17 protein-coding genes are annotated in these 22,924 nt (G+C 44.0%); 14 read left to right on the top strand and 3 right to left on the bottom strand.

Annotated features, from left to right (window positions below; translation table 11 throughout):
* Positions 1-296: 296 nt before the first annotated feature.
* The 5 genes from J5X92_RS15985 (at position 297) to J5X92_RS21130 (ending at position 8,113) form a co-directional block, all read left to right on the top strand.
* A complete protein-coding gene (locus J5X92_RS15985) occupies positions 297-1,043 on the top strand; it encodes a GntR family transcriptional regulator (protein ID WP_208806106.1) in 747 nt (248 codons plus the stop codon).
* Between the two features lie 202 nt (positions 1,044-1,245).
* Positions 1,246-3,921 (top strand): pyruvate dehydrogenase (acetyl-transferring), homodimeric type, encoded by a 2,676-nt coding sequence (gene aceE / locus J5X92_RS15980; RefSeq protein ID WP_208806105.1) that lies wholly within the window; start codon positions 1,246-1,248, stop codon positions 3,919-3,921.
* A gap of 26 nt (positions 3,922-3,947) precedes the next feature.
* Positions 3,948-5,981: a pyruvate dehydrogenase complex dihydrolipoyllysine-residue acetyltransferase gene (aceF, locus tag J5X92_RS15975; protein WP_208806104.1), complete on the top strand. Its 2,034-nt coding sequence runs from the start codon at positions 3,948-3,950 to the stop codon at positions 5,979-5,981.
* Between the two features lie 128 nt (positions 5,982-6,109).
* Positions 6,110-7,531, top strand: coding sequence for a dihydrolipoyl dehydrogenase (gene lpdA / locus J5X92_RS15970; RefSeq protein WP_208806103.1), 1,422 nt, complete (start codon positions 6,110-6,112; stop codon positions 7,529-7,531).
* A 135-nt stretch (positions 7,532-7,666) separates the two neighbouring features.
* Positions 7,667-8,113 carry a hypothetical protein gene (locus tag J5X92_RS21130; protein ID WP_244360907.1) on the top strand — a complete coding sequence of 149 codons (447 nt, stop codon included), beginning with the start codon at positions 7,667-7,669 and terminating at the stop codon, positions 8,111-8,113.
* Between the two features lie 97 nt (positions 8,114-8,210).
* Here the strand turns inward: J5X92_RS21130 and J5X92_RS15960 are convergent, their stop codons facing one another.
* Positions 8,211-9,317 carry a LysR family transcriptional regulator gene (locus J5X92_RS15960; RefSeq protein ID WP_208806102.1) on the bottom strand — a complete coding sequence of 369 codons (1,107 nt, stop codon included), beginning with the start codon at positions 9,315-9,317 and terminating at the stop codon, positions 8,211-8,213.
* 455 nt (positions 9,318-9,772) lie between these two features.
* Between J5X92_RS15960 and J5X92_RS15955 the strand changes: the two genes are divergently transcribed.
* From J5X92_RS15955 to J5X92_RS15915, 9 genes are all read left to right on the top strand, one after another.
* Positions 9,773-11,014, top strand: a complete 1,242-nt coding sequence (locus J5X92_RS15955) for an efflux RND transporter periplasmic adaptor subunit (protein ID WP_208806101.1) — start codon at positions 9,773-9,775, stop codon at positions 11,012-11,014.
* A complete protein-coding gene (locus J5X92_RS15950) occupies positions 11,014-14,136 on the top strand; it encodes a multidrug efflux RND transporter permease subunit (RefSeq protein WP_208806100.1) in 3,123 nt (1,040 codons plus the stop codon). The genes J5X92_RS15955 and J5X92_RS15950 overlap by 1 nt, the downstream gene beginning before the upstream one ends.
* Before the next feature lie 286 nt (positions 14,137-14,422).
* Positions 14,423-15,664, top strand: coding sequence for a putative DNA modification/repair radical SAM protein (locus J5X92_RS15945; RefSeq protein ID WP_013782966.1), 1,242 nt, complete (start codon positions 14,423-14,425; stop codon positions 15,662-15,664).
* A gap of 28 nt (positions 15,665-15,692) precedes the next feature.
* Entirely contained in the window at positions 15,693-16,487 is a 795-nt protein-coding gene (locus J5X92_RS15940) for a TIGR03915 family putative DNA repair protein (RefSeq protein ID WP_126873761.1), read from the top strand.
* Positions 16,488-16,629: 142 nt separating this feature from the next.
* Complete coding sequence (locus tag J5X92_RS15935) at positions 16,630-17,340, top strand: SIMPL domain-containing protein (RefSeq protein WP_208806099.1); 711 nt, start codon at positions 16,630-16,632, stop codon at positions 17,338-17,340.
* Between the two features lie 167 nt (positions 17,341-17,507).
* Positions 17,508-17,810 (top strand): DUF1289 domain-containing protein, encoded by a 303-nt coding sequence (locus tag J5X92_RS15930; RefSeq protein ID WP_129739848.1) that lies wholly within the window; start codon positions 17,508-17,510, stop codon positions 17,808-17,810.
* Between the two features lie 58 nt (positions 17,811-17,868).
* Positions 17,869-18,693, top strand: a complete 825-nt coding sequence (locus J5X92_RS15925; RefSeq protein ID WP_208806098.1) for an HDOD domain-containing protein — start codon at positions 17,869-17,871, stop codon at positions 18,691-18,693.
* A gap of 256 nt (positions 18,694-18,949) precedes the next feature.
* Positions 18,950-19,753 carry a DUF481 domain-containing protein gene (locus J5X92_RS15920; protein ID WP_013782971.1) on the top strand — a complete coding sequence of 268 codons (804 nt, stop codon included), beginning with the start codon at positions 18,950-18,952 and terminating at the stop codon, positions 19,751-19,753.
* Positions 19,754-19,939: 186 nt separating this feature from the next.
* On the top strand, positions 19,940-20,683 hold the full coding sequence (locus J5X92_RS15915) for a DUF481 domain-containing protein (protein ID WP_208806097.1): 744 nt from the start codon (positions 19,940-19,942) through the stop codon (positions 20,681-20,683).
* 103 nt (positions 20,684-20,786) lie between these two features.
* Here J5X92_RS15915 and serA read toward each other — a convergent pair whose 3' ends face one another.
* Both serA and rpiA read right to left on the bottom strand, forming a co-directional pair.
* Positions 20,787-22,016, bottom strand: coding sequence for a phosphoglycerate dehydrogenase (gene serA / locus J5X92_RS15910; RefSeq protein ID WP_013782973.1), 1,230 nt, complete (start codon positions 22,014-22,016; stop codon positions 20,787-20,789).
* 241 nt (positions 22,017-22,257) lie between these two features.
* On the bottom strand, positions 22,258-22,914 hold the full coding sequence (gene rpiA / locus J5X92_RS15905) for a ribose-5-phosphate isomerase RpiA (RefSeq protein ID WP_013782974.1): 657 nt from the start codon (positions 22,912-22,914) through the stop codon (positions 22,258-22,260).
* Between the last annotated feature and the right edge of the window lie 10 nt (positions 22,915-22,924).

Raw genomic sequence — 22,924 nt, 5'->3', positions numbered from 1 at the left:
ACCATTCTATCCTGGTCTATGAATTTTTCATTTATAGATCAGGTATTTCACGTCTCATACCCTCGCCACCCCACCTCATCAGACCAGTGAGTGTTTGCTAAATTTTTGCAACAAATTCAACAATAAAGCTTAACAATAAGCAACTCCTTACAAGTTTGCTATGCTTGAGAGTATTTACCTCACTTTCGATCTATCTTAAACTATATAGGTAAAATGGTATTACCAATTGTGACTGTAGACCTTACTTGTTTACAAAATAGTCGCATACTCAAGTAAACGAAGGAATATAGTCACGCATGCGTCAGCAGCGAAAAAAACTTGCCGATGTTATCACCGAGCAGCTTGAGTCCATGATTTTGGATGGGAGCTTATTGGCAGGTCAGAAATTGCCACCAGAGCGTGAACTTGCGATTCAGTTTGAGGTATCACGGCCTTCCTTACGAGAAGCCATAGGTAATCTCCAGGCACGTGGATTGGTTGAGCGCAAGCAGGGCGGCGGCACGTTTGTAAACCGCAACCTTAACTCTGCCATGAAAGACCCATTGATGGCACTTGTCAGTAAACGGCCTGAAACTCAGTTCGATTTACTTGAGTTTCGTCATGCCTTAGAAGGAATGGCAGCGTATTATGCAGCGCTTCGTGGGCAACCTGAAGATTATGAAGCACTAAAAAATGCGCTTAATGAACTGCCCACGCCAGCACCCGAAGAAAGTAAGCGGGAACAAGCTGAAGCGCTAGGTAAGTTCTACATCATTATGGCAAGAGCATCCCATAACATGGTGCTTTTACATGTAATGAGCACCATGCAAAGTATGCTGGTGGAAAACATAGAACGTAACTTTGATATGTTAGCGACTCACCCTGATGCAGTGGCAGATATTGCTCGTCAAAGACAAGAAATTGTTGAAGCTATCGCTGCACGGGATCCAGAAGCGGCACGTCAGGCGTGTAATACGCACCTTGCGTTCATTGAAAAGACATTATTAACCATTAATCAGCGTGACACCCGTGTACAACGCGCGTTACGACGATTAGAAATTTAACATGCCTTCTTGTTTACCCAGTTTTATAAGGCGTGATTATATAAGCAGAGGCTTAAAGAGAATTTTAGCTACTGTGATATGCAAAAAGCACAGGTGAGCCATTAAGGTTCACAGCGAGTACAACGTAATTTGGTCATTCTTCTTTCGATAATTAGGTCGAAGGAAGAATTCTCTATATATAAAGCAAAAATAGGATGGCACCATGACTGATATGATGCACCAAGATGTGGATCCTCAAGAAACTAAAGAGTGGATTGATGCTCTTGAATCTGTTTTGGAAGAGGAAGGTGTAGAACGCGCCCATTATCTACTCGAGAAACTTATTGATAAGGCTCGTCGTAGCGGAGCGCACTTACCGTACGACGCCACCACAGCGTACATCAATACAATTCCTTCAGCGCAAGAGCCAAAAATGCCTGGCGACCTAACGATTGAAGCACGCATTCGTGCCGCCATTCGTTGGAATGCATTGATGATTGTATTACGTGCTTCTAAAAAAGACTTAGAGCTTGGTGGTCACATTGGTAGTTTTGCGTCATCTGCCATGCTATATGATGTTGGTTTTAACCACTTCTTTAAAGCGCCGACAGAAAACGCTGGTGGCGACTTTATTTTTGCCCAAGGCCATATCTCTCCAGGTATTTATGCCCGTTCTTTCATTGAAGGTAACCTTTCTGAAGAACAGCTAAATAACTTCCGTCAAGAATGCGCTGGTGAAGGTCTATCTTCATACCCGCATCCTCATTTGATGAAAGATTACTGGCAGTTCCCAACAGTATCGATGGGCTTAGGTCCACTTCAAGCTATTTATACTGCACGTTTCCTTAAGTACCTCACTAACCGTGGTATTAAAGACTGTTCTGAACAGCGCGTATATTGCTACATGGGAGACGGCGAGTGTGATGAGCCAGAATCATTGGGTGCTATTGGTCTTGCTTCACGTGAAGGCCTAGATAACCTAACTTTCGTTATCAACTGTAACCTACAGCGCCTAGATGGCCCGGTTCGTGGTAACGGCAAAATTATCCAAGAACTTGAAGGCACATTCCGCGGCGCAGGCTGGGAAGTGGTTAAAGTTATTTGGGGCAGTTACTGGGATGAGCTTCTTGCCCGTGATAAATCAGGCAAACTTATTCAGTTAATGGGCGAAACCGTAGACGGTGAGTACCAGAACTGTAAAGCGAAGGGTGGTAAATACACTCGCGAAAACTTCTTCAACAAGTACCCAGAAACGGCTGCACTTGTAGCGAACATGTCTGACGATGACATCTGGCGCTTGAACCGTGGTGGACACGATCCAGTAAAAGTCTTTGCTGCTTATCAAAAAGCGAAAGAGACCAAAGGTCGTCCAACGGTTATTCTTGCTAAAACCGTTAAAGGCTTTGGTTTAGGTGCTTCTGGTGAAGCCTTGAACATTGCGCATAACGTGAAGAAGATGGACGTAGATTCACTTAAAGTATTCCGCGATCGTTTCAATATTCCAATTGCTGACGAAAAAATTGAAGAACTTCCTTACTTCAAGTTCCCTGAAGACAGTGAAGAAATGAAGTACTTGCGCGAGCGTCGTGAGTCTTTAGGCGGTTACTTACCTTCTCGTAGAGAACAAGCTGACGAGCAACTTGAAGTACCTGAGCTAAAAGCATTTGATGCAATTTTAAAAGGCTCTGGCGATCGTTCAGTTTCGTCTACTATGACTTTCGTACGTGTACTTAACGCATTATTGAAAGACAAGAAGATTGGTAAGCGTATTGTGCCAATTATTCCTGATGAAGCACGTACATTCGGTATGGAAGGGCTGTTCCGCCAAGTGGGCATTTACGCTAACGAAGGCCAAAAGTACGTTCCACAAGATGCCGATCAAGTGGCTTACTATCGTGAAGATAAGAAAGGCCAGGTATTGCAGGAAGGTATTAACGAATTAGGTGCAATGGCATCGTGGGTTGCGGCAGGTACGTCTTACTCAACCTGTAACGCTACGACTATTCCGTTCTACATTTACTACTCAATGTTTGGTTTCCAACGTGTTGGCGACTTGACGTGGGCAGCTGGCGATAGCCAAGCAAGAGGTTTCTTGTTAGGTGCTACCGCAGGTAGAACCACATTGAACGGTGAAGGTCTACAGCACCAAGATGGACATTCACATGTTCAAGCGAACCTTATCCCGAACTGTGTAACTTACGATCCAACTTACGGATACGAAGTGGCTGTTATTGTACAAGACGGTTTACGTCGCATGTATGGCAACAACGAAAACGTATTCTATTACCTAACATTGATGAACGAGAACTACCAACACCCAGCTATGCCTGAAGGTGATGACGTAGCTGATCAAATCATTAAAGGTATTTATAAGCTTGAACGAGTTGAAAACAAGAAGACCAAGACCAATGTACAGTTAATGGGTTCGGGTACTATCTTGAATGAAGTACGTAAAGCGGCACAAATTCTTTGTGACGATTACAACGTTTCTTCAGACGTTTACTCGGTAACCTCGTTCAACGAATTGGCTCGCGAAGGTCAAGAAGTGGCGCGCTGGAACATGTTGAATCCAGAAGCAGATCAGAAAACAGCTTACGTTGGTCAGGTCATTACGAAAGATGCAGGTCCTGCTATTTCTGCTACCGACTACGTGAAAAACTATTCTGATCAGGTTCGTGCATTTATCGACACTGATTACCGCTGTCTAGGTACTGATGGCTTTGGTCGAAGTGATAGCCGTGAAAACTTGCGTACTCACTTTGAAGTTAACGCTGCATACATTGTAGTGGCTTCATTGTACGAACTAGCGCAACGCGGTGAGTTTGATAAGAAAGATGTTGCCGAAGCGATTAAACGTTTTGATATTAACGTTGAAAAACTAAACCCACTTTACGCGTAGCCGCAGGCAGATAAGGTATTTTACATATGTCAGATATTCAAAAGATTATCGTACCCGATGTAGGCGGTGACGAAGTTGAAGTTATCGAGCTATGTGTTGCCGTAGGCGACACCATTGATGCAGATGAAGGCGTTGTTACTGTAGAAAGTGACAAAGCCTCTATGGATATTCCTGCACCATTTGAAGGTGAAATCGTTAGCTTATCTGTTGCCGTTGGCGACAAGATTAAAGAAGGCGATGTTATCGGCGAAATGAAAAAAGCAGGTGGCGAAGAAGCCTCTTCTGAAGAGAAAGAAGAGCCAGCTGAAGCAGCACCTGCAAAAGAAGAGCCTAAAGAAGCACCAAAAGAAGAAAGCAAATCAGGAGCGGCGCCAGCAGCATCAGGTGGTGGTGAAGTGATAGAAGTTGCGGTTCCTGATATTGGTGACGACGGCGAAGTAGATGTTATTGATGTACTGGTTTCTGTAGGCGATACCATCGAGAAAGAAGATGGGCTTATTACGCTAGAAACCGATAAAGCGACTATGGATGTGCCTTCTACTCACGCAGGTACGGTGAAAGAAGTATTCATCAGTACTGGCGATAAAGTAAAAGAAGGTACGCTAGTTATTAAACTAGAAACCGCTGGAAGTGGTGAAGCAGCTAGCAGCGATGCGCCTGCTCAGTCAAGTTCTGAAAAAGCGGCACCTTCGGCTGACTCATCTTCTGACGAGGCGGCTTCATCTGCCTCATCTTCAGAATCAGCTGGTGGCGTGGTAGAAGTTGAAGTTCCTGATATTGGTGAAGACGGTGAAGTAGACGTTATCGATGTATTAGTTTCTGTGGGCGACACCATTGAGAAAGAAGATGGTCTTATTACCCTTGAAACTGACAAAGCGACAATGGATGTGCCTTCTACCCATGCAGGTACAGTAAAAGAAGTCTTTATTAAAGCCGGTGACAAAGTTAAGCAAGGTACGTTAGTTATTAAGCTAGAAACTGCCGGAAGTGGCGGTTCAACTAGTAGCGAAGCACCTGCACCGAAGAAAGCGGAATCTGCGCCTGAGAAGCCGAAAGCGGCTGAAAAACCAGCTGCGCAAAATAAGTCTCCTGTACCAGCACAAGAAGCGCCAGAGCCTAAAGGCAACGGTAAAGCACATGCTTCTCCTTCTGTGCGCCGTGTAGCAAGAGAGTTTGGTGTAGACCTTACCCTTGTTAATGGAACAGGCCCTAAGAATCGTATTCTTAAAGAAGACGTACAGGCTTACGTGAAAGCTGAACTTGCTAAGCCGAAAGGCAGTGCTGCAAGTGCCGCTGCACCAGCAGGCGATAACGTACTTCAAATTGTGCCGGTTAAACCGGTCGATCACAGCAAGTTTGGTGAAATTGAAGAAGTTAAGCTTTCTCGTATTCAAAAGATTTCTGGTCCGTTCTTACACCGCAACTGGGCGACTATCCCTCATGTAACACAGTTTGATGAGGCTGATATCACCGATGTAGAAGCGTTCCGTAAAGAACAAAACGCCTATCATGCGAAAACCAAGTCTGGCCTTAAAATCACGCCACTTGTGTTCATCATGAAAGCCGTTGCTAAAGCACTTGAGAAATACGAAATATTCAACTCTTCGCTTTCTGAAGATGGTGAAAGCTTGATTATCAAGAAGTTCATCAACATTGGTATTGCGGTAGAAACGCCAGGTGGCTTGGTAGTGCCGGTAATCAAAGACGTGAACAAGAAAGGTATTGAGCAGTTGTCTCAAGAATTGATTGAAACGTCGAAGAAAGCCCGTGACGGCAAACTGAAGTCTTCAGACATGCAAGGCGGCACGTTCACTATTTCTAGCTTAGGCGGAATTGGTGGAACAGCGTTTACGCCAATTGTTAACGCGCCTGAAGTTGCTATTTTAGGTGTGTCTAAGTCTGATATGAAACCGAAGTGGAATGGTAGCGAGTTTGAACCTCGTCTAATGGTTCCATTAAGTTTATCTTACGACCACCGTGTTATCGATGGCGCAGTAGGTGCAAGGTTCTCTACTGAAGTGGCAGCAAACTTAACCGACTTGCGCAGAATTATACTTTAAATAAAAATACGAGAATGTTTGTTATATCATGAACATTCTCGATGATTTTATAAGCCCTTGGGGCAGTATTTAGGTTATGCTATTACGCACAAGTTGATAGCTAACAAAAAATAGGATTGAGGTTCACAATGAGCGAAATTAAAACGCAATTAGTGGTACTGGGCGGCGGCCCTGGCGGTTACTCTGCAGCATTCCGTGCTGCCGACTTAGGTATAGAAACCGTTATTGTTGATTCACGCGAAGTGTTAGGCGGCGTATGTCTTAACGTTGGCTGTATTCCTTCAAAAGCATTGCTTCATGTAGCGAAAGTGATGAAAGAAGCGAAGCACATGGCTAGCCACGGCGTAACGTTTGGCGAACCAGAAATCGACTTAGACAAAATTCGCGAATATAAAGACAGCGTTGTAAAACAGCTGACTAACGGTCTTGGCGGCATGTCTAAAATGCGTAAAACCAAGCACGTTAAAGGTTACGGTAAATTTACCGGTGCTAATACCCTTGAAGTAAAAAATGGTGACGACGTTACTACTATTACTTTTGAAAAAGCGATTATTGCTGCGGGTTCTGAGCCAGTAAGCTTGCCGTTTATTCCAGAAGACGATCGTATTATCGACTCAACTGGCGCTTTGGAAATGAAAGATATTCCAGAGAAAATGCTAGTACTTGGTGGCGGTATCATTGGCCTAGAAATGGGTACAGTATACGAAGCGCTAGGTTCAAAAATTGATGTTGTTGAATTTTTAGATCAGCTTATTCCAGCTGCTGATAAAGACATCATGAAAGTCTTTATGAAAGACTATAAAGAAAAATTCAACATCATGCTTGAAACCAAGGTTACTGCGGTTGAAGCAAAAGAAGACGGTTTGTATGTAACGTTTGAAGGTAAAAATGCACCTTCAGAACAAGTACGCTACGACAAAGTATTAGTGGCTGTTGGGCGTCGTCCAAACGGTAAAATGGTTGGCGCAGACACCGCTGGTGTTAACGTTGACGACCGTGGCTTTATTAACGTTGATAAGCAAATGCGTACTAACGTTGAGCATATCTTTGCTATCGGTGATTTAGTAGGCCAACCTATGCTTGCACATAAAGCGGTTCACGAAGGTCATGTTGCTGCTGAAGTTATTGCTGGGCAGAAACATTACTTCGACCCACGTGGTATTCCTTCAGTAGCGTACACTGAGCCGGAAGTTGCCTGGGTTGGTGTTACCGAGAAAGAAGCGAAAGAGCAAGGTTTAAGCTACGAAACAGCCGTATTCCCATGGGCTGCTTCAGGTCGTGCTATTGCCTCTGATGCGACTAACGGTATGACTAAAATGATTTTCGAAAAAGACACCGGTCGTGTACTTGGTGGCGCAATGGTAGGTACTAACGCGGGCGAAATGCTTGGCGAGATTGGTCTTGCTGTTGAAATGGGCGCAGATGCGGAAGATGTTGCTTTAACAATTCACGCTCACCCAACGTTAAACGAATCAATTGGTTTAGCGTCTGAAATCTTTGAAGGTAGCATTACCGATTTGCCTAACGCTAAGGCAAAGAAAAAGAAGTAAGTTAGCTAATTAGTTAACGCAGAAACCCGCCACATGGCGGGTTTTTTTATTTTTGGTGCAGCTAACTTGGCGCAATCTACATGTAGCACCTATTATTAATGCAGGTTATTAGCAGTTAGATTTAAACGAGACAAAATGGTCCCGAGCAACATTCATACTATTGGAAAGAACACCTCTCATGCAGAAACTAAACACGCCGAATATGATATTGAGCTCAAAGGAAATGTGCTCAGAGTAGACGGGCGAGGTGTGGTAAACGAAGAAATTTTAAAGCAATACCACGAGGACGTTAAAGATATTGTTATTAGCCTTAAAGGCCAAAAATGGGGCTTTTTAGGATTTGTTCAAGGTACTGGGATTTTAACGCCGGCAGCAGAATCTACCTTAATAGACTCAATCAAACTTCGTAAAATATACGGTATGTCAGCCTGTGCTTTAGTGGTTGCCAACGCTGACATTCCAGCGCTGGTTCAAAGTCAGTTCGAGCGGGTGTACTTGGCAGCAGATATCGATTATTTCTTTTGTGTTGATGAAAAGGAAGGTTTAGCGTGGCTTGCCAGTAAAGAATGCAAGTACAAGTAAGCCTAAGCAGGTGAAAGCTGTCTATCAGAGGGACGGTAATAGCAGCTTATCTTCAATGCTTATTGTAAGCAGACCCCAACACGGCTTATTTAAAAAACTACGCAATTACTTTCCCCTTTGGGTCATTCACAGCGTTATCTAAATTTAAAATGTCGGCCGTCTCGGCTGCGTCTATCTCTTCACCATGCTTAATATGCGATGGCGTACAGTCGCTGCTGTCTATATTACGTTGAGCCAAGAAGCGCTTAACGGTTTCGGCGCAATAGGCTTTACGGCAGCATTGAGATAGCAGCATTTCGTGGCGCTCTACGCGCTCGCGAATGAACTTCACCACTAATTTACGTAACCACTGTAACCCAGCATCTAAGTCTTGGCGTTTGTGCCACATAACAGACATTGGCAGGCCTTTAATTTCAACAGGTGTTTCAAATACTGCGAGCTCACCAGAGAAAATCTCCTTCTCAACGACCAGTGATGGTGCAACACATATTAAGTTGCTTTCTTTTAGCAGCGGCGTGGCGTTGTAGAACTGATTGACCGACATAGCAATACGGCGTTTTAACCCCATGTTAGCTAATACTTGATCGGTAGGGCCGGTAACATCGCCTGTTACCGACACCAATAAGTGATCTGCGGCAATAAAGTCTTCCAAGGTAAGCTGCGCTTTTGCTAGTGGGTGATCGGGGCGCATCACCACTACCCAACTAGGGTCTAAAACGTGCTCGGTGCGTATTACCGCATCGGGTTGATGATATTTAGAAAAGGTCAGTTCAGCCTCTGCGTCTTTTAAAACCTTATCAGTGCCTAAATCGTAACTGGGAATAGCGTGAATATTAATGCCTGGAGCTTCATTTTCAATTACCTTGCGAAGCGGCCCCCACACCATAGCAACAATGCTATCGGTGGCCGATATACGAAAGGTTCGCTTGGCCGTGGCAGGGTCAAATTCCGCCGGGCTGACGGCAACTTCAAGTTGTCCTAATGGGCCTTGAATTTGGCTCCACAAATTGGTGGCAAATGACGTAGGTTGAATACCACGCCCATCCTTTACGAATAACTCGTCTTTCCATGCGGTACGCATGCGAGAAAGGGCGTTCGAGACAGCTGGTTGGGTCATCGACAATCTATCAGCAGCTCGGGTAATCGCGCCCTCTGTCATGATGGCATCAAATATCATCAATAAATTTAAATCATGTGGACGCATCAGTCTCTCCGGTTATTCGTAAATTAGTTCTGTACCAGTATATTAGGCCGAGCAGAGGAAATACTCCGTAAACACGCGGTAAACCCATCCATGGGCGCTCCGCAATCGCATCCAAGCGATTGAGGGGGGCTTCACGTTTACGAGACACGTATTTCCTCACCTCGTCCTCAGTACGATGTGAGGCCGCGGTAAGGAAATACTGCATAAACACGCGTGAACTCATCGCTTTTTATCACGTGAGTTTATCGCTAAACAGCGCGTTTAAGTATTGTCACCACATTTATTTGCTTCATGTTGTGCTGCCAAATTACAGGTAACACCTTGAGCGAAATAGCCTAAATTTCATACTTCTCAATATATATCATTTTATGATGTGTTGCATACGAAAATATAATTATTTTTATTGTATTGCCATGTGCATAATGCACGCCTTCACACTTTTAGAGACTCTTGCAATGACGACTTTAACTCGATTTTTGGCCATTCTAAGCCTAACAGCACTTGTCGCCGCATGTGGTAGCGACGATACGGATCCTGGCCAGCAAATGCATGCGAATGCGGGCATTCCTGTAGATGTTGCGCCAGTGGTCTCGCAGCGTTTAACCGAATGGGACAGCTTTACTGGCCGTTTAGAAGCGCCACAAACCGTATCCCTTCGCCCACGTGTTTCAGGCTACATTGAATTTGTAGCGTTTGAGGAAGGCGAATATGTAGAGCAGGGCGAAACCTTGTTCCTTATTGATAACCGCGCTTTTAAAGCAGAAGTTGAGCGTTTAACCGCGCAACTTGAAGAAGCAAAAAGCCGTTACGACTTATCAGTGCAAAGCTACGACAGAGTCGTCAAGCTTCGTAAAACCCAAGCGGTTTCGCAAGAAGTGCTAGATGAGCGTTTAGCGGGTAAGAATCAAGCTTTTGCTAGCATTAACCAAACAAAAGCGGCGTTAGACGTTGCCCGTTTGAACCGCGGTTTTGCCCGTGTGGAAGCGCCTATTTCTGGCCGTGTGTCTCGCGCAAATATAACTGCAGGCAACTATGTAACCGCAGGGCAGTCTGAGCTCACCAGCATTGTATCTACCCATCAGCTTTACGCTTACTTCGATATTGATGAGCAAACGTACCTAAATTACGTGAGCAGTGATGATAAAGCCGACTCTGCGGTTAACGACCAAGCCGTGGCTATGCGTCTTGCCAATGAGCAAGATTATGGCCATTGGGGACAAATCGACTTCGTAGATAACCAAGTGAATGGCAATACCGGAACCCTCCGTGTTCGCGCGGTTTTCAACAATGAAAATGGTCGTTTAATGCCGGGATTATTTACCCATCTAAAACTTGCGGGTGATACCAACGAACAAGGCATTTTAATTAAAGAAAAAGCCATTGGTACCGACCTTAACAACAAATTTGTGTTGGTGGTAAACGGCGAAAATAAAGTGGAATACCGCGCTGTTACCTTGGGTGACAAAGTAGGCAGCATGCGCATTATTCAAAGTGGCTTAGTGGCAGGCGATACCATTGTAGTAGATGGTCTGCAGCGCGTACGCCCAGGTGCTGTTGTTGCGCCAAACCACGTTGATATGGGTGATAAAGAAGCACTAGCAAGCCTGCAAAACTGGCAGTCTCGTGTAGACAATGTAACCAATTTGGCTAACGTTGATGCTCTTACTGGTAGCGCAGCGGGTACTGGAATTAATTAATGAATTTTTCGCAATTTTTCATTCGCCGCCCAATTTTTGCAGGTGTACTAAGCCTGCTCATTTTCATTGGTGGTGCGATAGCTGTTTGGCAGCTACCTATAACAGAATACCCAGAAGTGGTGCCGCCTACGGTAGTGGTAACGGCTAACTATCCTGGCGCTAACCCCAAAGTTATTGCCGAAACCGTTGCTACGCCCTTAGAGCAAGAGATTAATGGCGTGGAAGACATGATTTATATGTCTTCACAGGCCACATCTGATGGCCGTATGACGCTTACCATCACGTTCGCTATTGGTACCGATCCTGATGATGCTACTACGCTGGTTCAAAACCGTGTTAATCGTGCTACACCGCGATTGCCACAGGAAGTACAGCGCTTAGGTATTGTTACCGAAAAATCATCACCAGATTTAACCATGGTGGTGCATTTAACCTCACCTGATAAACGTTACGACATGCTTTATTTGTCTAACTATGCCGACCAGTTTGTGAAAGATGAACTCGCACGTGTTGAAGGGGTAGGGCAAGTTCGTTTATTTGGTGCTGGTGAATACAGCATGCGCGTATGGCTAGACCCCAATAAATTAGCCTCGCTGCAAATGAACCCTGGTGATGTAGTTGCTGCTATTTCCGAGCAAAACCAACAAGCTGCGGCAGGGAGTTTAGGCGCACAGCCCACGGGTACCAGTGAGTTTCAACTGCTTATCAATGTACGCGGTCGCCTAGAAGATGAAAGTGAATTTGAAAACATTATTGTTAAGGTGGGAGACAACGGCCAAATTACCCGCTTAAAAGACGTCGCTCGCATTGAGCTAGGTGCCGATTACTACACCTTGCGTTCATTGTTAAACAACAACCCAGCAGCTGCACTACCTATATTTCAGGCACCAGGTTCTAACGCCATACAAATTTCTGACGATGTGCGTGCTCGCATGGCCGAGCTTGAAAAAATGTTTCCAGAAGGGTTGGAATACGACATTGTTTACGACCCTACCGTCTTCGTACGTGGTTCCATTGAAGCGGTGGTAAATACGTTATTTGAAGCTGTGCTACTGGTTGTTTTGGTTGTAGTGCTGTTTTTACAAACCTGGCGCGCGTCTATTATTCCTTTAGTGGCCGTTCCCATTTCATTGGTTGGTACTTTTGCGTTTATGCAATTGATGGGCTTTTCGTTAAACGCGCTATCGTTGTTTGGACTAGTACTCGCTATCGGCATTGTAGTTGATGATGCCATTGTGGTGGTGGAAAACGTAGAGCGGAATATTGCCGATGGCAAAGCGCCATTCGATGCCACTGTGCAAGCTATGAAAGAAGTAACAGGCCCTATTATTGCGACCACCTTGGTATTGGCAGCGGTGTTTATTCCTACCGCGTTTATGAGCGGCTTAACGGGGCAGTTCTATAAGCAGTTTGCGTTAACCATTACCATTTCTACGTTTATCTCAGCGATAAACTCATTAACCTTAAGCCCAGCGCTGTCGGCGTTATTATTAAAGCCTCATGGGCAATCGAAAGATTGGTTAAGCCGTGGTATGGATAAACTATTTGGCCGTTTTGTATTTACGCCATTTAATAAAATGTTCGATCGCGGAGCCAAAAAATACACAGGCGCTGTAGGTGGGCTTATTCGCAAAAGCGGTGTGGTAGTGGTGCTTTATGCCGGTTTATTAGGCCTAACCTATTTCCAGTTTGCTAACACGCCTACTGGCTATGTACCACCGCAAGATAAGCAGTACCTTATTGCATTTGCTCAACTTCCTAATGCATCGTCGCTAGATAGAACCGAGGAAGTGGTACGTGAAATGTCACGAATTGCGATGGAGCACCCTGGGGTTTCTGATGCAGTAGCGTTTCCAGGTTTGAATATTAATGGCTTCACCAATAGCCCAAGTTCCGGTGTGCTGTTTACGCCGCTAAAGCCTTTTAGTGAGCGCCAAAGTCCAGAGCTTTCAGCCGGTGCAATTGCGATGCAATTAAACCAGCAATTTGGTTCTATTAAAGGGGCGTATGTGGCTATATTCCCGCCACCACCGGTAATGGGGCTTGGCACCATTGGTGGGTTTAGGCTGCAAGTTCAAGACAGAGGAAATTTGGGTTTTGCTGAACTTGAAAAAGTAACTCAAGAGGTGATTGGCAAAGCGTGGGCGCACCCTGCATTAACCGGTAACTTCACTAGCTTTACGGTTAATGTACCTCAGTTAAATGTGGATGTAGATCGCGAGAAAGCCGTTAGCCAAGGGGTAAATATTGGCACCTTGTTTGACACCATGCAGGCGTATTTAGGCTCGGTGTATGTGAACGATTTCAACTTGTTCGGTAGAACCTATCAGGTGAATGTTCAGGCCGATGCACAGTACCGCCAAGACGTTGAAAACATCACTCAATTTAAGGTGCGAAACGATAAAGGGGATATGATCCCGCTAGGTTCATTCCTAGATATTCAGCACAGTGCAGGGCCAGACAGGGTGATGCATTACAACGGCTATGTCACCGCTGAAGTAAATGGCTCACCAGCGCCGGGCTACAGTTCAGATCAAGCCAAAGCCGCGATTGAGCAAATTCTTGATGAAACGCTTCCGCTAGGCATGACCTACGAGTGGACCGAGCTAACCTATCAGCAAATATTGGCAGGTAATGCGTCGGCCTTTATTTTCCCGTTAGTCGTACTGTTGGTGTTCTTAGTGTTGGCGGCACAGTATGAAAGCTTACGGTTACCACTGGCTATTATATTAATTGTTCCCATGACCTTGCTAAGCGCATTAATTGGTGTGGTGATTTATGGCGGCGACAACAACATATTTACCCAAATTGGCTTAATTGTGTTGGTGGGGCTTGCTACTAAAAATGCCATTCTGATTGTGGAATTTGCCAAAGAACTACAAGACAAGGGTATGGACGCACTATCAGCCATTAAAGAGGCCAGCAAGTTGCGTCTTCGCCCCATCCTGATGACATCGATTGCTTTCATTATGGGTGTGTTACCTATGGTGCTTTCCACTGGTGCGGGTGCAGAAATGCGTCAAGCCATGGGCGTAGCGGTATTCTCAGGCATGATAGGGGTTACCGTGTTCGGCTTAATTCTTACCCCTGTATTTTACTATTTGTTGAAACGTAACGGTTAACTCTCCCGTTTACCCAAGCGTTGCCTCCTCCTCGTACTTTGGAGGCACTACAGGCCACTTAATTTAAGTGGCCTTTTTTTATGGTAGGCATAGGGGATGGGCCACAATGGCTCAACGCTACACCCCTTTATTTTGTGATAGCAGAATGCATTTGTACTGTATATTTATACATGATATAACGGCTTTGTAATCTAAAAACCACCTATAAATACACACTTCTATTTTCGTATTTTATTACCGAACCCGCTGATTTTGTGTATTTGCTTAGAGAAAGTGACAATTTGCAATGCATGACAAACTGATTCAAAAACTCGAAATTCTCTCAGATGCAGCCAAGTATGACGCTTCCTGTGCAAGCGGTTCGGCAGGTAAACGAAAGGCAGGTAAAACTGATAAAACTGGTATTGGTTCTCTTACTGGCGGAATGGGTATATGCCACAGTTTTACTCCTGATGGACGGTGTGTTTCTTTACTGAAGATACTCATGACAAACTACTGTATTTACGATTGTCACTATTGCATCAATAGAGTATCGAGTAGTGTTCAACGTGCCCGTTTCACGGTCAAGGAAACGGTTGAGCTAACACTGAATTTTTATAAGCGTAACTATATCGAAGGTTTATTTCTTAGTTCAGGCATTGTCGGTTCGCCAGACCTTACAATGGAAAGCATGGTGCGTATTGCCAAATCCTTACGTATCGATCACGGATTTAAGGGGTATATTCATCTTAAAACCATTCCCAATGCATCGCCTGAACTTCAGGCCGAAGCAGGTTTATACGCTGACAGGCTTAGTATTAATGTAGAAATGCCTACCCAGCCTTCATTAAATCAATACGCGCCCGAAAAAGATCTCGGCGCTATTCATAGCGCGATGAATACCCTGAAAGACAAAATTACTGAGCATAAAGTAGATAAAACGCATACAGGCAAACGTCCTCCTCGTTTTGCCCCTGGCGGGCAGTCCACTCAAATGATTATAGGAGCCGATGGCTCAAATGATAAAACCATCTTGGGAGCGAGTGTTCAACTTTATAGCCAACAAAAGCTGCGCCGAGTTTATTATTCTGCGTTCTCGCCAATACCTGATGCATCAGAAGTTTTGCCTTTGAAACCTGCGCCTTTGGTGCGAGAGCATCGTCTTTATCAAGCTGATTGGCTACTGCGTTTCTATGGATTTACGCTTGACGAAATCGTGCACGATGACATGCTTGATATGGACCACGATCCTAAACTTGCGTGGGCATTGCGCAATCGTCATGTGTTTCCCATTGATTTAAATAAAGCAGACAAACTCATGTTGTTAAGAGTGCCAGGTCTTGGTGCACGCACCGTACAAAAAATTCTGGCGATTCGTCGTTATACAAAGCTTAGCTGGATGGATCTCACGAAATTGCGTCTGCCATTACAAAAGCTGAAACCTTTCATTAGCGTAAGTGATTACTCACCTGCTATTCACTTACTCGATAGTAATAATTTTGAGTTGCAGTTCAAACAGCCGAAGCAGTTTGAGTTATTCGGCGCCTAACTGAAGTAGGATTAGCAGTAAGATCAAGATGAAAACAATTACAATCACTTCGGTGCCTGGGTACGATGAGTGGCGCATTGCAGCAAGAGAATGTTTGGCGCAAGCTATCCCCCCTGAAAATATTATCTGGCAAAATTCAGAGTCGATACAAGACGACCTGTTTGGCGATGGGGAACAAGACATAGCAGCCAGTAAGCCAAAAACGCAACACACTATTCCCAAGTCAGTCTTAATACTTTTTAAATATGCACTGTGTCATCAAGATGCGAGCCGATTCGCATTGTGTTATCGGGTGTTATGGCGCGTTATTTTCGAGAACAAAAACCTTATTCAGTTAAAGACTGACCAAGATATACTGCAACTTACTACGTTAGCCAAAGCGGTAAAGCGCGATGCATATAAAATAAGTGCTTTTTTGAGATTTCGAGAAGTTACGCTTGACGGACAAGAGCACTTTATCGCTTGGTATGAACCAGAACATTTTAGCTTAGAGATTAAACTCGACTTCTTCCAAACTCGCTTTAAGAATATGCGGTGGTCTATATTGACGCCTTATCGGGCTGCTCATTGGGATACTGAAAAGCTAGTTTTAGAAGATAATCCCGATCCGAGAGTGTTTCCTGATGAAGATCGTATCGAAAAATATTGGCTCACTTACTACGCTAATATATTTAATCCCGCCCGTATCAAAAAGAGCGCAATGTTGAGCTCAATGCCCAAAAAGTACTGGAAGAATATGCCCGAAACAGCTTTGATTGACGATATGATTCGAAATTCGGATGCGAGAGCGCGCAAAATGATAGTTGATGGGAATAAACGCTAATTCATTTCTCCAGCCTCTTTGCGGCCACAATTGGTCATTATGTATCGTTAAGTATCAACAATCTCGGCTTTTTTCATCCCTAAATTCGACTCCAACTGAACGTAAGCTAGCACTATCAACAATAAAAACTGGAACGAGAGTTATGAAGATAGGTGCAGCAGTGGTAGTGGCAATAGGGATGGTGAGTGCGCTTGGCGTATTGGGTCAACAGGTGTCTTCGGCCTTAAACGAGATGCAAACGTGGGACAGGGTAGTTACCGTTAAAGGATTATCAGAACGAGAATACGTGGCTGATCGCGTGATTTGGCCTATTCAATTTGTTGATGCGGGCAATGATTTACCCGCGCTATACAACCACATTGAAGCTAACAGCATGAAAGTATCTACCTTCTTACAGAATAACGGTATTGCCAAAGAGGGAATTTCCATCGGTAAGCCAGACATTACCGACAAGCTAGCCCAGCAATATGGAGGAACAGAAAAAGCGCCGTTTCGTTATAGCGCAGTGCAAACCATTACCGTGTTTTCAAACGATGTAGAAAATGTGCGCTTAGTCATGAGCCAGATAGGTAGCTTATTAAAGTCTGGTGTTGTGCTAACCAATCAACACTATCAAGCACAGCCCGAGTATGTATTTACGCGTTTAAATGAAGTGAAGCCGGCAATGATTGAGGAAGCCACAGTTAACGCTAGAGAAGTGGCTGAAAAATTCGCGCAAGACTCAAAAAGTACTTTAGGGAAAATAAAACGGGCTAATCAGGGACGGTTTTCTATCTCTAGTAGAGACCATCATCACCCCTATATTAAACAGGTGCGGGTAGTTTCGACTATTGACTATACACTGGTAGATTAATACTCATGTATTATTACAGAGTTGCTATTTTGGTGAGTTTGCTCAAAATATACTGGAGTAATGTAAAAGCTATCTTAGTTTACGTGGCCAGTAACACTATATTAGTGGCATTAAGAACGTGTTTTTAATTTAACGCAACGCGTTTTAGCAAACGCATACAGGTAAACATGACAGACCAAAAGCCACCAGCACAGCAACTGGAGTTCTTTGAAATTCCAAGCCCCTGTATTGGTGTTTGCGAGTCTGGACCGCGAGGGTATTGCAAAGGATGCTACCGCAGCCGAGAAGAGCGATTGTATTGGCTCAAGATTGACGACGGAACTCGCCGAAAAGTCATAGTGGCATGTCAGCGCCGTAAAAAATCGGCCTTAAGCAGAGCCCGTCGTCAAAACGAAGCAACAAAAGAAGTCCGAGAGCCTAGTCAAATTTCTATGTTTGATACGCCTCCCGAGAAAATTGATAAAGCATAAGTGGTGTAGTTTTTATCTTTATACACCCTCATGCAATAGTTAAAAGTGGAACCTTTGCATGTCTTTAGATAAATATGTGTCGTTTGCTACAAAGTCATTTGCCTTGCCAGATATATGTATACGCATCCGCTCGGTATTAGATAACCCGCGTTCAAGTGCAAGCGACCTTGGCGATTTAATTAGTTTGGATGCGTCATTAACAGCCAAGGTGCTGCGATTGGCAAATAGTTCACTGTTCCGATTTCCTTCACAGGTAGAGTCTGTTTCAAAAGCCATTAACATTATTGGTGGTGAAGCATTGTATAATTTGGTAATGGCAGAAACCGCCAACACCGCGTTTAAATACTTTGATACCCAACTTATTAATCTTGATAAACATTGGTTCGATTCGGTGTATTGTGGAATGGTGGCGAAGCAATTGGCCAAGGCTAGTAATATACGTGGTAGCGAGCGTTTCTTCGTGATGGGTATATTGCAAAATCTCAGTGAGTTGGTGATTGCTAAACGCTCGCCCGAGCTTTACAAAAACTACATTGAGCAAGATAACGATATGCTGCTAGGGGCAAGACAAATTCACCATTTTGGTTTTACCTTTTCTAACTGTAGCGGTACCATATTAGAAAGTTGGAAGCTTCCTCTTGTGCTCTATTATCCGGTTATGCACGCTAATGATATGTCTAGGCAGGCTGCAGATAGCGATATTGCGCTACTGGCATTAGCGTCAAGGGTCACTTCCATGCAGCAAAATAAAAAAACTGATGCTGACATTGAACTTTTTTTAGAAGACATAGCCAATAATAGTGGTGTGAATCTAGATGACGTGGCAAATGCCATAGAGTTCGCCGATAGAGAAACAGCAAAAATTTCTATGCTTATACATTGATTTACCGGCAGTGAGGTAAAACAATGGTAAGTAGCTTTGGGCTTTATGTGGCGCAAAGCAGCTTGATGGTTGTTGAATATGAATTTAGAAACCGTTCTACAAGCGCTCGATTGTACAACTAAGCGGTAAAAAGCAAAGCGGTAAAAAGCTAAGCGGTAAAAACACATAGCTTACGTAATACCCACGGAAGGGCATAATAGGGTGTTAAATGGCTATGCCATAACAGCACCGAACCTATAAAAAATTACTAAAAATTATGCTTAATCTAACCAAATTATTTTGTGCAGCATGCTGTCTACTCAGTATAAGCACTGCCGTCTTTGCGGCAGATCGCGATTTAATTCAAACGCTTTATCACGCCGATTTTACGCCAGACACCGACGACGAAGTACCTAGATTTTCGCTGAACGGTGAGTTAGGTATTCTGTCAAATACTGGAAATACATCTGCAGCGAGCATCAAAGCGGGTATTAACGCCGATCATGAAACTGAAAATTGGAGCAGTCTGTACTTTGCAGAAATGCTTTATCAAGAAAGTAATACCGATGGCACTGGTCGCGAAGTATCGGCCAAACGCTTCTATGGTAGCGCTCAGTTCGATTACAAATTAAACCAGCCTGGTAGACGTTTATTCATGTACGGCGATTATGAAGATGATTCTTTTAGCGGGTATGATCATCGTGCTTCACTGGCTGCTGGTTGGTCACAGCGTGTGTGGCGAGACGAAGTCAGTGAGTTTCGTTACAGTGTTGGGCCTGGTTATTCTTTTGTCGAGCTTGAAGAGCCGTTAGATGAAGATATCAACGACGGTGTAATTGTAAGGGCATCTGCTGAATACAAATACCATTGGGCATCGGGTGCTAACCTTCGACAATTTGTTAGCACTGAAGCGGGTGATGAAAATACTAAATCTCGTTCTGAGACGTCTTTGTCAGCCAACGTTTTCGGCTCTTTAGCCATGAAGCTGTCGTTTATTTTAAATCACGAAACCGATACTACCGAAGATGTAGATGGGTTAAGTACAGAGACTTCGGTTGCTTTGGTTTATCAATTCTTCTAATAATCAGGCTCAAAGCTTGTCAATAAGTGTAAATTTTGCGTCTTATAGTCTAATTTTTATTCGACCCTCATTGACTCGCTCTATTAGGTAGGTACTATTGGCGCAGATTTTTCAGGCTATGCTGGCTAGCGCTTACGCTGGGTATTCACAGCATGGCAAAAGGATAAAACACTACTAGGATTGCTAATGAAAAAACAGCTTATCGCATCACTTTTGGCCTTGTCTTTCTCTTCTGTTACTTTTGCTCAAGATGACGTTAAACCTTTCACTATGGAAGGTGAGCTAGGCATTATCGCAACAACAGGTAATACTGAAACATCATCAATTAGTGCCGGTATTACTGCTCACCAAGAATTAGAGCAGTGGAGCAACGACTACATTCTTGAAGGTTTATACAAGAAAGAAACGGTAGATAACGACGATGGTACCGAAGAAGAATACACATCGGCACAAAAGTTTTACGGCTCTGCACAGGGTAACTACAAGTTAGATAACCCTGATTATCGTTTGTTTGGTTTCGCATCGTATGAAGATGACCGTTTAAGTAACTTCGACTATCAATCAACACTTGCTGTGGGTTGGAACCAAAAAGTACTTGAAAATAAACGTCACACTTTAGAGTACTCAATCGGTCCTGGTTACTCGTTTGCTGAAACACAAGAAGGCGAAGAGCAGAACAGCATGATTGTTCGTGCTTCAAGTGCTTACTCTTGGAAAATTTCAGACACAGCTAAATTTACTCAAACAGTGAGTACGGAAGTGGGTTCTGACAACACGAAATCTCGTGCTGAGTCTGCGCTTACGGCTACTATTAGCGGTAACCTTTCTATGAAGGTGTCGTTTAAGTTAGACCATAACTCAAACGTATCTGACGACGTTGAAAAGCTTGATACTGAAACTGCAGTAACGCTAGTTTACAACTTCTTCTAAAACCGTATTAACGGTTGTAGAAACAAAAAACGCTGTCAATTGGCAGCGTTTTTTTATGTCTTCAAAAGAGTATGACGGTAACTAACGACCGCCACCCCTAGCATTAGTGAAGAATACGGGTCTTAATCGTACCGTCAATCTGTTGTAGTTGTGCAAGCGCGTCATAAGCTCTGTCTTGCTGAACATCTACCACTACATAACCAATTTCTGCGTTAGTTTGAAGGTACTGGGCTTCAATGTTAATGCCTTTCTCTGCAAATGCTTGGTTAATCTGTGTAAGAATACCCGGCTGGTTTTTGTGCACGTGAAGCAGACGAGAGCGGCTAATGTGCTCTGGTAATGATACTTCAGGGAAGTTAACTGCAGATAAGGTAGAACCATTATCACTGTACTTCGCCAATTTACCGGCTACTTCTATGCCAATGTTTTCTTGGGCTTCTTGAGTGCTACCACCTACATGCGGCGTAAGAATCACGTTATCAAACTTACGTAGAGGTGATTGGAATTCTTCGTTATTCGACTTAGGCTCAACGGGGAATACGTCAATAGCAGCGCCATTTAACTGCCCGCTTTCAAGTGCATCGGCAAGAGCGTCAATATCTACAACCGTTCCGCGTGAAGCATTAATAAAAATGCTGCCTTTTTTCATTTGCGCAAACTGCTCAGCTGCAAACATGTTTTGCGTTTGCTGAGTTTCAGGCACGTGAAGCGATACCACATCAGAAGTGTTTAATAGCTTCTCTAACGACTTTATCTGCGTAGAGTTACCTAATACCAACTTATCTTCAATATCGAAAAACTGTACGCGCATACCAAGGTGTTCAGCAAGAATACTTAGTTGGGTACCAATGTGTCCATAACCAATAATACCCAGTGTTTTTCCACGGGCTTCGTATGAACCATTTGCTGTTTTTTCCCACTCACCGCGGTGCGCTTTAGCACTTTTGCTAGGCACTTGGCGAAGCAAAAGAATAAGCTGACCAAGTACAAGCTCTGCTACTGAACGGGTGTTAGAAAACGGCGCATTAAATACCGGAATACCACGGCGCTGTGTTGCTTCTAAATTCACTTGGTTAGTACCAATACAGAAACAACCAATAGCTACCAATTTCTGAGCAGCATCTACTACCTTCTCAGTAATTTGAGTACGTGAACGAAGGCCAATAAAATGCGCATCTTTCACTTTCTCAACAAGCTCTTCTTCAGGAAGGGACGTTTTGAGATACTCAATATTGGTGTACCCATTATTCTTAAAGGTTTCTAGTGCACTTTGATGCACACCCTCTAACAACAATATCCGGATCTTATCCTTCTCTAGTGAAACTTTGCTCATGGATTTGCTATCTCTTAAAAAGTATTAGTATTTACAGAGCTCGAGGCTGGTGCAGGCGGGGTAGGTAAGACTGGAGCAAACCCTCCGCCGCATGGATGCGGCGGCGGAGCTCCCATGGATGGGTTCACAGCGTGTTTGCGGAAGTCTTACCTACCCCGACTAGTACTAACCTCAAACTCTCGAAAGGCCATCTAGACGTCTAAACGGAAATCTAACAGAAATCAGTTTAACTTGAAAGCTATTATTTAAAGGTATCAACACCGGTTTCGGTGGCCGATAGTACGATGTCTGCGCCACGTAGGGCGAATATGCCGTTGGTGACCACACCAGGAATATTATTAATCGACTGTTCAAGCTCTCTTGGGTTTAAGATTTCAAGGTTATGTACGTCTAAAATAACGTTGCCGTTATCGGTTACTACGCCTTGACGGTATTCAGGATCGCCGCCTAGTTTTACCAACTCGCGAGCCACAAAAGATCGCGCCATTGGAATAACTTCAACAGGAAGAGGGAATTTGCCAAGCACGGGAACGCGCTTGCTATCATCTACAATGCACACGAATGTGGTTGATGCACCGGCCACAATTTTTTCCCGGGTAAGGGCTGCACCGCCGCCTTTAATCATGTGTTTGTGCTCGGTAACTTCATCAGCACCGTCGATATACACTGAAATATTGCTAACATCGTTTAATGCGAATACTTCAATGCCTAGGGCTTCTAGCAACTTGGTAGAGGCATCAGAGCTTGATACTGCTCCTTCAATGTTATTTTTAATTTTGCCGAGTTCTTCAATGAAAAAATTAACCGTGGAGCCAGTACCTACACCAACAATACTGCCGTTTTCAACATATTCGATGGCTGCTTTAGCGACTGCTTGCTTCTTTGCATTTTGATCCATAGTGACTCTC

This window comes from Alteromonas sp. K632G (genome assembly GCF_017653625.1).
GTDB lineage: Bacteria > Pseudomonadota > Gammaproteobacteria > Enterobacterales > Alteromonadaceae > Alteromonas > Alteromonas naphthalenivorans.
The sequence above is the reverse complement of the archived record's forward strand: the minus strand, read 5'-3'. Positions and strand labels throughout refer to the sequence as shown.

Bases quoted from the DNA above. Each gene is read 5' to 3' on its own strand.
- J5X92_RS15985 (WP_208806106.1), top strand. From the start codon at position 297: ATGCGTCAGCAGCGAAAAAAACTTGCCGATGTTATCACCGAGCAGCTT.
- aceE (WP_208806105.1), top strand. From the start codon at position 1,246: ATGACTGATATGATGCACCAAGATGTGGATCCTCAAGAAACTAAAGAG.
- aceF (WP_208806104.1), top strand. From the start codon at position 3,948: ATGTCAGATATTCAAAAGATTATCGTACCCGATGTAGGCGGTGACGAA.
- lpdA (WP_208806103.1), top strand. From the start codon at position 6,110: ATGAGCGAAATTAAAACGCAATTAGTGGTACTGGGCGGCGGCCCTGGC.
- J5X92_RS21130 (WP_244360907.1), top strand. From the start codon at position 7,667: ATGGTCCCGAGCAACATTCATACTATTGGAAAGAACACCTCTCATGCA.
- J5X92_RS15960 (WP_208806102.1), bottom strand. From the start codon at position 9,317: ATGCGTCCACATGATTTAAATTTATTGATGATATTTGATGCCATCATG.
- J5X92_RS15955 (WP_208806101.1), top strand. From the start codon at position 9,773: ATGACGACTTTAACTCGATTTTTGGCCATTCTAAGCCTAACAGCACTT.
- J5X92_RS15950 (WP_208806100.1), top strand. From the start codon at position 11,014: ATGAATTTTTCGCAATTTTTCATTCGCCGCCCAATTTTTGCAGGTGTA.
- J5X92_RS15945 (WP_013782966.1), top strand. From the start codon at position 14,423: ATGCATGACAAACTGATTCAAAAACTCGAAATTCTCTCAGATGCAGCC.
- J5X92_RS15940 (WP_126873761.1), top strand. From the start codon at position 15,693: ATGAAAACAATTACAATCACTTCGGTGCCTGGGTACGATGAGTGGCGC.
- J5X92_RS15935 (WP_208806099.1), top strand. From the start codon at position 16,630: ATGAAGATAGGTGCAGCAGTGGTAGTGGCAATAGGGATGGTGAGTGCG.
- J5X92_RS15930 (WP_129739848.1), top strand. From the start codon at position 17,508: ATGACAGACCAAAAGCCACCAGCACAGCAACTGGAGTTCTTTGAAATT.
- J5X92_RS15925 (WP_208806098.1), top strand. From the start codon at position 17,869: ATGTCTTTAGATAAATATGTGTCGTTTGCTACAAAGTCATTTGCCTTG.
- J5X92_RS15920 (WP_013782971.1), top strand. From the start codon at position 18,950: ATGCTTAATCTAACCAAATTATTTTGTGCAGCATGCTGTCTACTCAGT.
- J5X92_RS15915 (WP_208806097.1), top strand. From the start codon at position 19,940: ATGAAAAAACAGCTTATCGCATCACTTTTGGCCTTGTCTTTCTCTTCT.
- serA (WP_013782973.1), bottom strand. From the start codon at position 22,016: ATGAGCAAAGTTTCACTAGAGAAGGATAAGATCCGGATATTGTTGTTA.
- rpiA (WP_013782974.1), bottom strand. From the start codon at position 22,914: ATGGATCAAAATGCAAAGAAGCAAGCAGTCGCTAAAGCAGCCATCGAA.